General features: G+C 55.6%; 15 protein-coding genes. 7 read left to right on the forward strand and 8 right to left on the reverse strand.

Annotated features, from left to right (window positions below):
* Positions 1–89: 89 nt before the first annotated feature.
* A complete protein-coding gene (gene rraA / locus ACEPLT_RS21785; RefSeq protein WP_008501805.1) occupies positions 90–575 on the forward strand; it encodes a ribonuclease E activity regulator RraA in 486 nt (161 codons plus the stop codon).
* A gap of 583 nt (positions 576–1,158) precedes the next feature.
* Here the strand turns inward: rraA and zapB are convergent.
* Positions 1,159–1,398 carry a septal ring assembly protein ZapB gene (gene zapB / locus ACEPLT_RS21790; protein ID WP_023326318.1) on the reverse strand — a complete coding sequence of 80 codons (240 nt, stop codon included), beginning with the start codon at positions 1,396–1,398 and terminating at the stop codon, positions 1,159–1,161.
* A 410-nt stretch (positions 1,399–1,808) separates the two neighbouring features.
* On the opposite strand from zapB, the gene ACEPLT_RS21795 reads away from it, so the two are divergent.
* The 4 genes from ACEPLT_RS21795 to fpr all read left to right on the forward strand — a co-directional run bounded on the left by ACEPLT_RS21795 (position 1,809) and on the right by fpr (position 6,156).
* Positions 1,809–2,654, forward strand: coding sequence for an MIP/aquaporin family protein (locus ACEPLT_RS21795; RefSeq protein WP_014885705.1), 846 nt, complete (start codon positions 1,809–1,811; stop codon positions 2,652–2,654).
* Positions 2,655–2,675: 21 nt separating this feature from the next.
* On the forward strand, positions 2,676–4,184 hold the full coding sequence (glpK, locus tag ACEPLT_RS21800; RefSeq protein WP_008501808.1) for a glycerol kinase GlpK: 1,509 nt from the start codon (positions 2,676–2,678) through the stop codon (positions 4,182–4,184).
* 118 nt (positions 4,185–4,302) lie between these two features.
* On the forward strand, positions 4,303–5,313 hold the full coding sequence (gene glpX, locus ACEPLT_RS21805; protein WP_032654107.1) for a class II fructose-bisphosphatase: 1,011 nt from the start codon (positions 4,303–4,305) through the stop codon (positions 5,311–5,313).
* A 96-nt stretch (positions 5,314–5,409) separates the two neighbouring features.
* Positions 5,410–6,156, forward strand: coding sequence for a ferredoxin--NADP(+) reductase (gene fpr / locus ACEPLT_RS21810; RefSeq protein WP_021242807.1), 747 nt, complete (start codon positions 5,410–5,412; stop codon positions 6,154–6,156).
* Here the strand turns inward: fpr and ACEPLT_RS21815 are convergent, their stop codons facing one another.
* Entirely contained in the window at positions 6,157–6,576 is a 420-nt protein-coding gene (locus tag ACEPLT_RS21815; RefSeq protein ID WP_008501811.1) for a DUF805 domain-containing protein, read from the reverse strand.
* 112 nt (positions 6,577–6,688) lie between these two features.
* On the opposite strand from ACEPLT_RS21815, the gene ACEPLT_RS21820 reads away from it, so the two are divergent.
* Together ACEPLT_RS21820 and tpiA are read left to right on the forward strand one after the other, a co-directional pair.
* On the forward strand, positions 6,689–7,285 hold the full coding sequence (locus ACEPLT_RS21820; RefSeq protein ID WP_232929204.1) for a DUF1454 family protein: 597 nt from the start codon (positions 6,689–6,691) through the stop codon (positions 7,283–7,285).
* Between the two features lie 111 nt (positions 7,286–7,396).
* Complete coding sequence (gene tpiA / locus ACEPLT_RS21825; protein WP_003862019.1) at positions 7,397–8,164, forward strand: triose-phosphate isomerase; 768 nt, start codon at positions 7,397–7,399, stop codon at positions 8,162–8,164.
* 81 nt (positions 8,165–8,245) lie between these two features.
* Here tpiA and ACEPLT_RS21830 read toward each other — a convergent pair whose 3' ends face one another.
* From ACEPLT_RS21830 to cpxP, 6 genes are all read right to left on the reverse strand, one after another.
* A complete protein-coding gene (locus tag ACEPLT_RS21830) occupies positions 8,246–9,550 on the reverse strand; it encodes an SLC13 family permease (protein ID WP_447088316.1) in 1,305 nt (434 codons plus the stop codon).
* A 73-nt stretch (positions 9,551–9,623) separates the two neighbouring features.
* Positions 9,624–10,367, reverse strand: coding sequence for a CDP-diacylglycerol diphosphatase (locus tag ACEPLT_RS21835; protein WP_025912303.1), 744 nt, complete (start codon positions 10,365–10,367; stop codon positions 9,624–9,626).
* A 107-nt stretch (positions 10,368–10,474) separates the two neighbouring features.
* Positions 10,475–11,464 (reverse strand): sulfate ABC transporter substrate-binding protein, encoded by a 990-nt coding sequence (locus ACEPLT_RS21840; protein WP_021242803.1) that lies wholly within the window; start codon positions 11,462–11,464, stop codon positions 10,475–10,477.
* 209 nt (positions 11,465–11,673) lie between these two features.
* Entirely contained in the window at positions 11,674–12,636 is a 963-nt protein-coding gene (gene pfkA / locus ACEPLT_RS21845; protein WP_008501816.1) for a 6-phosphofructokinase, read from the reverse strand.
* A 174-nt stretch (positions 12,637–12,810) separates the two neighbouring features.
* Positions 12,811–13,704, reverse strand: a complete 894-nt coding sequence (fieF, locus tag ACEPLT_RS21850; RefSeq protein WP_058654110.1) for a CDF family cation-efflux transporter FieF — start codon at positions 13,702–13,704, stop codon at positions 12,811–12,813.
* Between the two features lie 153 nt (positions 13,705–13,857).
* Positions 13,858–14,364, reverse strand: a complete 507-nt coding sequence (gene cpxP, locus ACEPLT_RS21855) for a cell-envelope stress modulator CpxP (protein WP_021242802.1) — start codon at positions 14,362–14,364, stop codon at positions 13,858–13,860.
* Positions 14,365–14,485: the final 121 nt, after the last annotated feature.

Raw genomic sequence — 14,485 nt, forward strand, 5'->3', positions numbered from 1 at the left:
ACAAATATCAATTAACAATTGATGATTTTGCCAACAACGCATTTCGCACGATATACTGAACACATTCGCAGCAACTGAGCGTTAAACCTATGAAATACGATACCTCCGAGCTTTGTGACATCTACCAGGAAGATGTCAACGTCGTTGAACCGCTGTTCTCCAACTTTGGTGGGCGGTCGTCGTTTGGCGGACAGATCGTCACGGTGAAATGTTTCGAGGATAACGGGTTGTTGTACGATCTGCTCGAACAGAACGGCCGTGGCCGCGTACTGGTGGTCGATGGCGGTGGTTCCGTACGCCGCGCATTGATTGATGCTGAGCTGGCCGGTATTGCCGCACAAAACGAGTGGGAAGGCATTGTGGTGTACGGTTCCGTGCGTCAGGTGGACGATCTGGAAGACCTGGATATCGGGATTCAGGCCATCGCAGCCATACCGGTAGGGGCGGCAGGTGACGGCATCGGCGAAAGCGACGTGCGCGTTAACTTCGGCGGCGTGACCTTCTTCTCCGGCGACCATCTCTACGCCGATAATACCGGCATTATCCTTTCCGAAGATCCCCTGGATATCGAGTAATAAAACCGTAAGCGTGGACCATAAAAAAACCGCCAACAGCAATGTGGCGGTTTTTTTGTCCCTCGGGATTCGCGGTCCGTTGGGAAGGCTTGCAACCTTTGACCAGGGTTTTTATCTTACCCTGATTCAAATCTCAGGTAATCCCCTCGACCCTTTATAAATTCCTAATTATCTATACAGACCTTAACTACGCTACTGTTGCTGACTATGATGCTGCGTCCCTTTCCGCCATCTCGCACATGGGCATCGGTCCAGGGAAAGGTGTCTTCACAACCGTAAAGCAACCCTTGATCAGGCTTGTGTCCACCGACTTATCACCGGTGGTGAACGGTGGAGCGGTTAGCTGCAGGGACCGCATAATGAAACGCTATTTATGTATCGCGTTCATTGTCGCCAGCGTACTCGTTGTAAAGAGTGATGAACCGAATGTGTTCGTTGCTTTTACTATGATAGCGCAGGACAAGTAGCGTTAAGGCCGCCTCTGGCGGCCTTTTTTATGGTGATCGCCGACTGACATCAAACCATAAAAAAAGCCGGGTGGCGGCTTCGCCTTACCCGGCCTACTCATTAACCCCAATGGGAATTAAACCTCTTCCATACGTCCCAGCAGCGCCTGCAGGCGATCCTGCCAGCCGTTCTGCTGTTCGCGCAGCTGGTTGTTTTCGCGCTCCAGTTCTTCGCGGCTGTGCTGCGCGTTCTGTACTTCCTGCGCCAGGCTGCTGTTCTTCTCTTTCAGCTCTTCAATTTCCATCTGCAGCAGGGTGATGGTGTCAATCGCCTGCTGTACTTTCGATTCCAGTTTCTCAAACACTTCTAAAGACATGATGCTACCTCTCCTGAATTGCAAGGCGACGCTTTAACATAAACGCGCACGACATATACCGTCGATTGTATGGAGCGCGGCGCTCTGTGTCCAGCGACACACCGCGCAGATCGCGGTTTGCAACACTTTTAGGTCTGGTCCTGGTGCGTTCGCGTCATATACCCCTAAATTGTTAACTGATTCGTTAATGAAATGATTCAGCTCACATTCCTGTACTGATCCTGTACTGCTGCAAAAATGTGCTTTATGGCGCGAAAACGCTCATTTTATTGACGCAGACCACACATTTCGATTTCGATATTTCTCGTTTTTGCTCGTTAACGATAAATTAACACTATGTCTACAGGGCATCGTGGCTGTCACGGGCGGCCATGCTAACAATAAACATCAATTTCTTCAGGATTCCGATTATGAGTCAGACATCAACCTTAAAAGGCCAGTGCATTGCCGAGTTCCTTGGTACCGGGTTGTTGATATTCTTCGGAGTGGGCTGTGTCGCTGCACTGAAAGTGGCGGGTGCCAGTTTTGGTCAGTGGGAAATCAGTATCATCTGGGGTCTGGGCGTGGCGATGGCCATCTACCTGACTGCAGGGGTTTCTGGTGCACATCTTAACCCGGCGGTGACTATCGCACTGTGGCTGTTCGCGTGCTTCGACGGACGCAAAGTAGTTCCTTTCATTCTTTCTCAGTTTGCCGGCGCGTTTTGCGCAGCGGCGTTAGTTTACGGGCTTTATTACAATCTTTTCATCGACTTCGAACAGACGCATCATATGGTGCGCGGCAGCGTCGAAAGTCTGGATCTGGCAGGCATCTTCTCAACCTATCCAAACCCGCATATCAATTTTGTGCAGGCGTTCGCAGTTGAAATGGTGATTACCGCTATTCTGATGGGCGTTATCCTGGCGCTGACCGACGACGGAAACGGCATTCCGCGCGGCCCGCTGGCCCCACTGCTGATTGGCCTGCTGATTGCGGTGATTGGTGCCTCCATGGGCCCGCTGACCGGCTTCGCGATGAACCCGGCGCGTGATATCGGACCTAAAGCGTTCGCCTTTATCGCAGGCTGGGGCGACGTCGCCTTCACCGGTGGCAAAGACATTCCTTACTTCCTGGTACCGCTGTTTGCGCCAGTTGTCGGGGCTGCGCTGGGTGCGTTCAGCTACCGCAAATTAATTGGTCGCCATTTACCGTGCGACACCTGTGTGGAAGAGGAGAAGGAAACGACTTCTACCGCACAACAAAAAGCTTCGCTGTAATCTGACTACGGGACACATACCATGACCGAAAAAAAATATATCGTTGCGCTCGACCAGGGCACTACCAGCTCCCGCGCTGTCGTAATGGATCATGACGCGAACATCGTCAGCGTGTCACAGCGCGAATTTGAGCAAATTTATCCTCGTCCAGGCTGGGTCGAACACGACCCAATGGAGATCTGGGCGTCACAAAGCTCCACGCTGGTCGAAGTGCTGGCAAAAGCCGATATCAGTTCCGACGAGATTGCCGCGATTGGTATCACTAACCAGCGTGAAACGACGATTGTCTGGGAACGTGAAACCGGTAAGCCTATTTACAACGCCATCGTCTGGCAGTGCCGCCGTACCTCTGAGATCTGCGAGCAGCTGAAGCGCGACGGCATGGAAGAGTACGTGCGCAGCGCCACCGGTTTGGTGGTTGACCCGTATTTCTCTGGCACCAAAGTGAAGTGGATCCTCGACCACGTGGAAGGTTCACGCGAACGTGCAAAACGCGGCGAGCTGCTGTTCGGCACCGTCGACACCTGGCTTATCTGGAAGATGACCCAGGGACGCGTCCACGTCACCGACTACACCAACGCCTCGCGTACCATGCTGTTCAACATCAACACCCTGGAGTGGGATGACAAGATGCTGGACGCGCTGGATATCCCACGTGCGATGCTGCCTGACGTGCGCAAGTCTTCTGAGGTTTACGGCCAGACCAACATCGGCGGTAAAGGCGGCACCCGTATTCCTATCGCCGGTATTGCCGGTGACCAGCAGGCGGCGCTGTTCGGCCAGCTGTGCGTCAAAGAAGGGATGGCGAAGAACACCTACGGCACCGGCTGCTTTATGCTGATGAACACCGGCGAGAAAGCGGTGAAATCAGAAAACGGCCTGCTGACCACCATCGCCTGTGGACCACGCGGCGAAGTGAACTATGCCCTGGAAGGCGCGGTGTTCATGGCCGGTGCGTCTATCCAGTGGCTGCGCGACGAGATGAAGCTGATCAGCGATGCGTTCGACTCCGAGTACTTCGCGACCAAAGTGAAAGACACCAACGGCGTGTACGTGGTGCCTGCATTCACCGGTCTGGGCGCGCCGTACTGGGATCCGTATGCACGCGGCGCAATTTTTGGCCTGACGCGTGGCGTTAACTCTAACCACATTATTCGCGCCACACTGGAATCCATCGCCTACCAGACGCGCGACGTGCTGGAAGCGATGCAGGCGGACTCCGGCATTCGTCTGCACGCCCTGCGCGTGGACGGCGGTGCGGTAGCGAATAACTTCCTGATGCAGTTCCAGTCCGACATTCTGGGCACCCGCGTTGAGCGTCCTGAAGTGCGTGAAGTCACGGCGCTGGGCGCGGCATACCTTGCCGGTCTGGCGGTAGGCTTCTGGCAGAACCTGGACGAGCTGCAGGAAAAAGCGGTGATCGAACGCGAATTCCGCCCTGGCATCGAAACCACCGAGCGTAACTTCCGCTACAGCGGCTGGAAGAAAGCGGTGAAACGCGCCCTGGCGTGGGAAGAGCACGAAGAGTAATCATATATTCCCTCTCCCCTGGGGAGAGGGTCAGGGCGAGGGGACCGCACCGGTCCCCTCGCCCCTCCCCACTCTGTGATAAACTTCGTGCAATTCCTTTTGATTGTACGAGTACCTCATGAAACGTGAACTTGCTATCGAGTTTTCCCGCGTCACCGAAGCGGCTGCCCTTGCAGGCTATAAGTGGCTGGGTCGCGGTGACAAAAATACCGCAGACGGCGCAGCCGTCCATGCCATGCGCATTGTGCTTAACCAGGTCAACATCGACGGCACCATCGTGATCGGCGAAGGTGAGATCGACGAAGCGCCAATGCTCTACATCGGTGAAAAAGTCGGTACCGGCAAAGGCGATGCCGTGGATATCGCCGTCGACCCGATCGAAGGCACGCGCATGACGGCAATGGGTCAGGCCAACGCCCTGGCGGTGCTGGCCGTAGGCGATAAGGGCTGCTTCCTCAACGCGCCGGATATGTACATGGAAAAGCTGATTGTCGGTCCTGGCGCGAAAGGCGCAATCGACCTTAGCCTGCCGCTGGACGAGAACCTTCGCAACGTCGCCCACGCCCTGGGCAAACCCCTTAGCGAATTGACCGTGACGATTCTGGCCAAACCGCGCCACGACGCCACCATCGCGCAGATGCAAAAGCTCGGCGTGCGCGTGTTTGCCATTCCGGATGGTGACGTTGCCGCCTCGATCCTGACCTGCATGCCGGACAGCGAAGTAGACGTGCTGTACGGCATCGGCGGCGCGCCGGAAGGCGTAGTCTCTGCAGCCGTGATCCGCGCGCTGGACGGCGATATGCAGGCTCGTCTGCTGCCCCGCCACGAGGTGAAAGGCGACAGCCAAGAGAACCGCCGTATCGGGGAAAACGAGCTGGCACGCTGCGAAGCGATGGGCATCGAGGCCAACAAAGTGCTGGCGCTGCATGATATGGCCCGTAGCGATAACGTGGTCTTCTCGGCGACAGGTATCACCAAAGGCGATCTGCTGGACGGCATCAGCCGCAAGGGCAATATGGCCACCACTGAAACGCTGCTGATCCGCGGAAAATCACGCACCATTCGCCGCATCCAGTCTATCCACTATCTCGACCGCAAAGACCCGGACGTACAGACGCACATTCTGTAAAACCGTTTGATCGATAGAGCTTTCCGGCCCAAATGGGCTGGAAATCTCCCCGTTAAGTACGGAAGATAGAACAGAGAAACAGCACAGGAGAAGATCATGGCGGACTGGGTAACAGGTAAAGTCACAAAGATACAGTTCTGGACCGATGCGCTATTTAGTCTCACCCTGCATGCTCCCGTCCACCCGTTTAAAGCCGGGCAATTTGCGAAGCTGGGGCTGGATGTCGACGGCGAGCGCGTGCAGCGCGCCTACTCTTACGTTAACGCGCCTGATAACCCGGATCTCGAGTTCTATCTGGTCACCGTTCCTGACGGTAAACTCAGCCCGCGCCTTGCCGCCCTCAAGCCCGGCGACGACGTGCAAATCGTGAGTGAAGCAGCAGGCTTCTTTGTGCTCGAAGAGATCCCGGATTGTGACACGCTCTGGATGCTGGCAACCGGTACGGCCATCGGCCCTTATCTCTCTATTTTGCAGTATGGCAAAGACCTGGAGCGTTTTAAAAACATCGTGCTGGTTCACGCTGCGCGCTACGCCGCAGACCTGAGCTACCTGCCGCAGATGCAGGCGCTGGAACAGCAGTACGGCGGAAAGTTAAAGATTCAGACGGTGGTCAGCCGCGAAACCGTAGCAGGAACGCTGACCGGTCGCGTGCCGGCGTTAATTGAGAATGGTGCCCTGGAAGAGGCGGTGGGTTTACCGATGACGGCTGAAACCAGCCACGTCATGCTGTGTGGCAACCCGCAGATGGTACGCGACACGCAGCAGCTTCTGAAGGATACCCGGCAGATGACGAAACATCTTCGCCGCCGACCGGGCCATATGACCGCCGAACACTACTGGTGATCAGCGGTATTTCACCTCAACGGTGTCTTTACCGTATTTGTTTTCGCTCTGGGTGCCAATAAACGCGCCCAGATCGACAACCATCATCACGAAGATGACCGACGGCAGCAGCCTGCCCACCACCCACGGCAGGATGGACGGTAGCATCGCCCAGTTTCCCGCCACCAGCATCCACGCCAGAATAATCAGAAATGCCCACGCGCCGGAACGACCACGATCGTGCAGGCGTTTCACCACGACAGCCGCCGTTGGCCAGAGCAGGCAGACCAGCGCGAAGGCCGCCGTTTGCGTGCTCAGCCACGCGTTATAGGCGACGAAAAACAGAAGCAGCATGGCGACAACCCACGTCACCATCCAGATCCAGAAATCACGGCGTCCAATACGCCCTTTGAATGAAAACAGCCACTGCTGTATGGTCATGTAAGGTTCCTTATTATCGTTTAGCCCGCATTTTACCCTGGAGTTGTGACCTTTTGACAAGCCGACCAGATATCGTTTTAATCATGAGCACTTACGGCCAGGGGCAATGTTGATGAAAAGTTCGGCACATTCTCTTTTCCTGTGTTTAGCGCTGCTCAGCGCGGGTTTTACCCTGCACGCCGCCGAAACCACAGCCCCGACCACAGCACCGTACCTGCTGGCGGGCGCACCGTCGTTCGATCAGTCCATCAGCCAGTTTCGTGAAGCCTTCAATCAGGCCAACCCCACGCTGCCGCTGGATGAGTTTCGCGCCATTGATGGCCCTCGCGACACGCCTACCCTGACCCGTGCGGCAAGCAAGATTAACGAGAATTTGTATGCCTCCACGGCGCTGGAGCGCGGGACGTTAAAAATCAAAAGCATGCAAATCACCTGGCTGCCGATACAAGGGCCAGAGCAGAAAGCCGCGAAGGCGAAAGCGCTGGAGTACATGAGCGCGGTCCTGCAGGCGTTTACCCCTGCGCTGACGAAAAAGCAAAGCCAGCAAAAGCTGCAAAAAATCCTCACCGCCGGTAAAAATAAGCGTTACTACGCCGATACCGAAGGCGCGATCCGCTATGTGGTGGCGGACAACGGCGAAAAAGGACTGACCTTCGCTGTTGAACCGATTAAGCTGGCACTATCTGACACCCTCGGCGGGGCGAATTAATGACAAAAAGCAAAGCCTTTCGAGGGAAAATCTCTATACTGATTCACAGACCATGCTGCCCGACAGGGTGGCCATATTCCTTAATTCGCTTATTGAGCGTGGAGAATTGAAATGCGACATCCTTTAGTGATGGGTAACTGGAAACTGAACGGCAGCCGCCACATGGTAAACGAACTGGTTGCGAACCTGCGTAAAGAGCTGGCTGGCGTGACCGGCTGCGCGGTTGCTATCGCTCCGCCGGATATGTACCTGGATCTGGCTAAACGTGCCGCTGACGGCAGCCACATCATTCTGGGCGCGCAGAACGTTGACGTTAACCTGTCTGGCGCGTTCACTGGTGAAACGTCCGCTGAAATGCTGAAAGATATCGGCGCGAAATACATCATCATCGGCCACTCCGAGCGTCGCACCTATCACAAAGAATCCGACGAGTTCATCGCGAAGAAATTCGCCGTGCTGAAAGAGCAGGGTCTGATCCCGGTTCTGTGCATCGGTGAAACCGAAGCAGAAAACGAAGCGGGCAAAACTGAAGAAGTGTGCGCACGTCAGATCGACGCAGTGCTGAAAACGCAGGGCGCAGCAGCGTTCGAAGGCGCGGTTATCGCTTACGAGCCAGTCTGGGCGATCGGTACCGGCAAATCAGCCACCCCTGCGCAGGCTCAGGCGGTTCACAAATTCATCCGTGACCACATTGCGAAAGCTGACGCCAAAGTGGCTGAGCAAGTGATCATCCAGTACGGTGGTTCCGTTAACGCGTCTAACGCTGCTGAGCTGTTCACCCAGCCAGACATCGATGGCGCGCTGGTTGGCGGTGCATCCCTGAAAGCGGACGCTTTCGCGGTGATCGTTAAAGCGGCAGAAGCGGCTAAACAGGCGTAATTGCCTTTGTGGCGGGTGGCGCTTCGCTAACCCGCCCTACGGTTCTGTAGGCCCGGTAAGCGTCAGCGCCACCGGGCTTTTTTACAGCCGTCCCAGCAGGCTAAACCACAGATAATCCAGCGGCAGCAGCACCAGATACGTTGCCACCGCCAGCGCCAGACAGAGCACCATCCCCGCCCTGGCAGGCACTTTTCCTAACCCCATCGCCACCACGATCGGCGACGCCTGATAGGGCAGCAGCGGCGTGGAATAGCCCAGCACCTGAATCATGATCACCGACAGCAGCGGGAAGCCGGTCGCATCCGAGAAGCTCTGCGCCAGGGTGGTATACAGCGCCGGAACGCCGTTGGCGGTCATGATGAAGTTGAGTGCGGTGGTAATACCGGTCAGCGCAAGGAAGCTGGTGAACGGTCGGTCTGCATCGAGCGGCATAATACGGAGCAACGCCTCGCCCACCGCCGTGCCGATCCCGGTTTGCGTCACGACGATCGCCAGCCCCAGAATACCGGCAACGTAGATGCAGGTGCGCATATTCACCCCCGCAGAAAACTCCTCCCCGGTGATAAAACCGATGCGCGGCAGCATAACGATGACCGACGCCGCCAGCCCGGTCCAGGCCGGCCCCACGCCGTGCCAGCTCTCCGTCACCCACATCCCCAGCACTATCGCCAGCAGCCAGGCAAGACGCTTTTCATCCCGGCCCATGGGTTCAGACGGCGCCTGTTCCTTCGGCGGTTTTGGGCTGCCGGGAAAAAGCCAGCAGATCAGGCCAATCAGGATCAGGCCTTTGAGAATGCCCAGCACCGGCGTGTGCAGCAGCAGATACGGGACATAGTTCAGATGGATGCCGTACGAGCCTTCCGCCGCACCGCTCATCACCAGGTTAGGCACGTTAGCGGGCAGAATCGTCGCCGAAAGCTGGAACGTCCCGAACCCTACCGCCAGCGCCAGACCAAACCAGGCGCGGGAGCCGTCAGGGATACCGGCGCGTTTCGCCATTGCGGCGACAATCGGCATCAGCAGCGCAATACGTCCCATGTTCGACGGCATCACAAACGCCAGTGCATAGCTCAGCAGCACCACGCTCGCTACCATTAATACCCAGGAGTCGGTGAGCTTTGCCGACAGCGCCCGGGCGGCCCGGTCCGCCAGCCCGGTTTTACGTATCGCCACGCCGAGCACGAAGCCGCTGAAGACCAGCCAGAAAGCCGACGAGGCAAAACCACCGAAGATCGTCTCCGGCGGGGCGATCTTCGCGGTCATTGCCGCCGTGAAGAACAGCAGCGCGGTAATGAACTCAGGCAATAGCGACGTCGCCCATAGTACGATGGTGACGCCCACAATCAGTGAAGGCAGCAACAGAGGATACGTTGACCAGAGCGACATACCTGTCTCCTGTAGAATTTTTCAGCAAGTCTACGGCGACAGGCAGGGCGAGTAAACGCTATTTATGATGGGGTCAATTCAGGATAGCGCATTGATGATCCTGCAGTTCCTCAGCCGACGCGCGGTTAAGCATCAGCAGGTTGCGCTCGGTGGCCAGCAACACAAACGAACCATCTGACTGCTGCGCCATTGCCAGCGCGAAGCGCCCCATATGGTCGCGCGCTTCCGGCAGCTCTTCAGCCAGCATCATGAACGGGCTGCGCTGCACCAGTTCATTCTCCGTCACCCGACGAGCAAGATACTCATGCCCTTCCAGGCCGCCAGGAAGGGGCAGCCACTGGGTGCTGATGTCTCCCTGTGCCGCGTTCAGCTTCTCGCGCACGTCCGGGCGCAGGCAGGAGATATGAATGTGAAAATGGTTCTGCGTGCGCCCTGTCGGCGAGTTAATCGTCAGTGAAATGGCGCTGTCGGGCACCTCGCTTCCACGCTTCAGGGTCATAAAGCTACGCGACTGCCAGGCCAGCCAGAAAAAGTTCGGCGTATGCGCTTCGGTCAATAGCGGGCTTTCGGTGCCGTTGATGCGATATGTCGGCATCAGCAGGTATTGCAGCGGCCCGTTGCGGTCTTTAAAGACTACATAGCCTGCGTCAGGCTTCACCTGCGCACACGGTGCCGGGTTACGGTGTTGCAGTTGATTCGGCAGGCACTGGTCGAGAACGATATGTCGCAACGCATTCGGATTACCCGCTTTCATCCAGTACCAGCCGCCAGCGGCAAGGGCGATGACAATGAGGATCAATAAGATAATTTTTTTCACAACGCGTTCCCTGTTTTCAATAGAGGCAAAAGAGTAACGCAAAATGATGACCAAATAAAAAACCCGGCGGATTTCTCACGCCGGGTCACCGTGTCGTTTATTTATGTTCAGCGCTGGCTGATCTGGTCAAAGGTGCCGCCGTTAGAGAAGTGCTCTTTCTGCGCTTTCGTCCAGCCACCGAAAACATCATCAATGGTGAAGAGCTTCAGTTTCGGGAATTCGCCGTCATATTTCTTCGCCACAGCCGCATCGCGTGGACGGTAGAAGTTCTTCGCTGCAATCTCCTGACCTTCCGGCGAGTAGAGGTACTTCAGGTAGGCTTCCGCCACCGCTTTGGTGTCTTTCTTCTCAACCACTTTATCGACAACAGAGACGGTCGGCTCAGCCAGAATAGATTCGCTTGGGGTCACGATCTCAAACTTATCTTTACCCAGTTCGTTGGTCGCCAGCAGGGCTTCGTTTTCCCACGCAATCAGCACGTCACCAATACCGCGCTCCACGAAGGTGTTGGTTGCACCGCGCGCGCCGGAGTCCAGCACTTCGACGTTTTTGTACAGCGCTTTCACGAATTCCTGGGCTTTAGCCTGGTCACCGTTGTTGTGGTGCAATGCATAGCCCCAGGCGGCCAGATAGTTCCAGCGTGCGCCGCCGGAGCTTTTCGGGTTAGGGGTAATAACTGACACGCCCGGCTTAATCAGGTCATTCCAGTCATGGATCTGTTTCGGGTTGCCTTTACGTACCAGGAAAACGATGGTCGAGGTGTAGGGCGCGGAGTTATCCGGCAGGCGTTTGATCCAGTTTTTGTCGATACGGCCACGCTCGGCGATCGCGTCAACATCGTAGGCCAGCGCCAGGGTCACCACGTCGGCTTCAATACCGTTGATGACGGAGGTCGCCTGCTTGCCAGAACCACCGTGAGACTGGCGAACCACGACATTGTCGCCGGTTTCCTGCTTCCAGTGTGCCGCAAACGCTTTGTTGTATTGTTCATACAGTTCACGCGTCGGGTCGTATGACACGTTCAGTAACTGGATATCCTTAGCCAGAACGCTGGTCGATGCCAGCAATAATGTTAAACCCACGCCCCATTTATTCATCGCCCAGCTCTCTTGTGTAGTGTTTTGATGAATGCAGCGTGCCAGAAAGCGAATCGAGGATTAAAGAATAAAAAAAGATTGGCTATAACGTAGTGGAATAAAAAAGCGTGTACGCATAAAAAAGCCGGGTGGCGGCTACGCCTTACCCGGCCTACGAGTCGTGCTTTTGTAGGCCCGGTAAGCGCAGCGCCACCGGGCAACAGAGCCAATCAGTACAGTTTTTTCGCGCAGTCCAGCCAGTCACCTTTGAACGGACGCTTCATGTTTTCAATCGCGTCGATGATGTCATGGTGAACCAGTTTCTCGTTCTGAATACCGACGCAGCGGCCGCCGTGGCCCTGCAGCAGCAGTTCGATTGCGTACGCGCCCATACGGGACGCCAGAATACGGTCATACGGGCCAGGGGAACCGCCACGCTGGATGTGCCCCAGTACGGTCGCACGGGTTTCACGCTTGGTTTCGGTTTCGATGTACTTCGCCAGCTCGTCTACGTCACAGATGTGCTCGGTGATAGCCACGATCGCATGTTTTTTGCCTTTCGCGATGCCGGCTTTGATTTCAGCTACCAGATCTTCACGGCTGAATTCCACTTCCGGAACCACGACAAACTCACAGCCACCCGCAATTGCCGCAGCCAGGGTCAGGTCACCGCAGTAACGCCCCATCACTTCAACGATAGAGATACGCTGGTGGGAAGAAGAGGTGTCACGCAGGCGGTCAATCGCTTCCACAACGGTGCCCAGCGCGGTGAAGTAACCGATGGTGTAGTCGGTGCCTTTGATGTCGTTGTCGATAGTGCCCGGCAGACCGATGCACGGGAAGCCCATTTCAGTCAGACGTTTTGCACCCATGTACGAGCCGTCACCGCCGATAACCACCAGGGCGTCCAGTCCACGTTTTTTCATGTTCTCGATAGCCACTTCACGAACGTGTTCGTCACGGAATTCCGGGAAGCGCGCAGACCCAAGGAAGGTACCGCCACGGTTGATCATGTCAGACACGCTGTAACGGTCGAGCTGAACCATACGGTCTTCATACAGACCCAGGTAACCATCATAGATACCAAAAACTTCCAGACCTTCCGTCAGCGCCGCGCGGACAACCCCACGAATTGCCGCGTTCATGCCCGGCGCATCACCGCCGCTTGTCAACACACCGATTTTCTTAATCATGACTACCTCTGAACTTAGGAATGCAAAATTGAAATCTGTTGCCGGAAGAAACTTATCGACCAACGAATACTGCAAATAGTATATCAATCCCTTCCAGCTGAATTGATTCAGGTCAGACCAAATGGCGGTAATTTATACACAAAATGCTGGCCTGGCTCACTTTTTTACAACGAATTACGAAAGCCCAACATGTCCGGGTATAACCGAGCAGGGATCCTGGTGAATGATGACGTCTGAACCAGGAAAACGCTGCAAAATCGCCTGCTCAACCTGCTCAGCAATCACGTGAGCCTGAACCAGTGGCAGGTTGTCTTCCATTTCAATATGAATCTGAATAAAGCGGGTCGGCCCTGACTGCCGCGTTCGAAGATCGTGTGCACCGCTGACGCCGGGCCAGGCGGTCACGATAGAAAAAATTTCATTACGTTCTGAGTCCGGGAGGGCGCGGTCAAGCAGCGATTGCACTGCTTCATACCCCATCCGCAGGGCGCTATATAAAATATAGATACCAATCCCTAACGCAAACAACGCATCGGCCCGATGCCAGCCATACCAGGCCAGACCGAGCGCAATAAGAATAGCCCCATTCATCATAACATCAGATTGATAATGAAGCATATCCGCCCGTACGGCCTGACTTTGCGTTTTGCGAACGACCCAGCGCTGGAACGTTACCAGAACAAGTGTGCAAATAAGTGCAACGACCGTCACAACGACGCCGACGCCGGGATCGTTCATCGGTGTCGGCGAGACGAGATGCTGAATGCCGGTGAGAAACAGGAACAGCGCAGAACCGGATATGAACATGCTTTGCGCCAGTGCGGCTAGCGACTCCGCTTTACCGTGCCCAAAGGTGTGCTCTTCATCCGCTGGCTGCAGCGAGTAACGTACGACCAGCAGGTTGGTCAATGAGGCGGCAATGTCCATCAGCGAATCCACCAGCGCCGCCAGAATACTGACCGAGCCGGTATACCACCAGGCAAAGATTTTAATCAGTAACAGGCTGGATGCCATGACGGTCGCCGCGATGGCGGCCCGGCTGACCAGTCTTCCATAGGATTGATTCATAAACGCTCCTGTCATGTCATGCCGCTAGTATAACGGAAGCATGTGGAGTCGAAGGATGAATAAACGGTTAACAAACAGAATGTGGGGCAAAAAAAAACCCCCACTTCATGTGGGGGAAGACAGGGATGGTGTCTATGGCAAGGAAAACAGGGTTTACTGGTTACTACGGGTACTGCTATTGCTACTGAAAAACGAGGTTTCTGAGCTTCGCTGCATCCGTGCAACCTCACGCAGCTGATCCATACGCTGCTGATGTTTGGTGTTCAAAACCGCTTGCTGCTCCGGCGTTAGCAGGTGGAACATCTGGTTGCGGACCTTCGCCATCTCTACCTGGCGAGCAACCTGTTCCTGTGCCATTTTTTCGGCCTGAGCGCGCACAGCGCTTTCGTCAAAATTTTCTGCGGTGACAAGGCGATGCATTGTCTCCATTTCGCTAACATTAACAGGGGGCTGGTCGTGTCTCGCCCTCTGCATCAGATCTCGCATCTGTTGACGCTGATGTTCGGTTAAACTTATGCCGTCAAACATATGGCTTTGGCTGCTGTTCTGCGTTGCGCCCTCTTGTAAGGGACCGTTATCGCTGATGATAGCTACAGCAGCCTGGCTAAACGCACTGAACGCCAGCGTTGAGGCCATGACGGCAGCGGTAACTTTGCGCATCACTTGCTCCCAAAATCTTTCGTGTCGCGATTCAACGAGAGACAGTCTACGATTCAGGCTGCAAACATGCGTCAGGGGGTGTAAAACAACGTAAAGTCATGGATTAGACAGCCTTGATGTC

It is taken from the genome of Enterobacter sp. fkY84-1 (assembly GCF_052974705.1).